Annotated in this window: 1 protein-coding gene; it reads left to right on the top strand. The window is 46.4% G+C overall.

What is annotated here, in order from left to right; translation table 11 throughout:
* Window positions 1-26 precede the first annotated feature (26 nt).
* Window positions 27-741: helix-turn-helix domain-containing protein (locus tag AB4496_RS28540; RefSeq protein WP_372133441.1), on the top strand; the 715-nt coding region annotated here is incomplete at its 3' end.

The raw sequence follows: 741 nt of genomic DNA on the forward strand, positions 1-741 counted from the left end.
AGCAAATAAGCAAATAAGGGGATGAGATGAATCAATATCAAGTGACGATCTTTCGTGCAGAGCAGTTACAAAAACTGCGTAATGTGAGGATTCTATCCCCTAGTATTATTCAGATCATTACAGGCAGTAAGCGCCTGTTTTGGAAAGACTCAGCGGCAGAACTCTCACATTCTGAGCTGCTGTTGTGTGAGGCATCAGCGTCATTGAGTTTTGAGAACATGCCCCACAAAGGGCGTTTCCTTTCGCGTGTATTCAGTTTTCATTTCCAACCGACGCAAGCAATGCTCGATCTGAGTGAGGATCGAGCAATTGAACTGGATTTACCCACCGTGGAGGCAGATCGAGGTTTGCAAGATTCTCTCAATGCGTTGTTTTCGTTTGATCGTCAGAGCATGAGTGAACAAACCCAACAATTTTGGTTGCAGGGTTTGTATCAGCAATTAGCCGAGAAGGGCGTGTTGCATCGATTGTTTATTAGCTCAAACGTTTCGTTTAGCCAGAAACTTAGCCACTACCTTTCGCATTCACCGGACGAGAAACATCCGTTAGAGTCGGTAGCAGAGCGCTTTGCGATGAGTCGCGCCACGCTTATCCGAAAGCTCAAACTGGAAGGTATGCAATATCGTGAGGTGTTGGCTGAAGTTCGGTTGAGTCACGCACTTTATCTGATGCAAAACGGACAGCAGAATGTGGCGATGTTGGCCCAGTCTTGCGGTTACCAATCGGAAGGACGTTTTAGTC

The organism is Vibrio sp. 10N.222.46.A1 (assembly GCF_041473595.1).
Lineage (GTDB): Bacteria > Pseudomonadota > Gammaproteobacteria > Enterobacterales > Vibrionaceae > Vibrio > Vibrio tasmaniensis_A.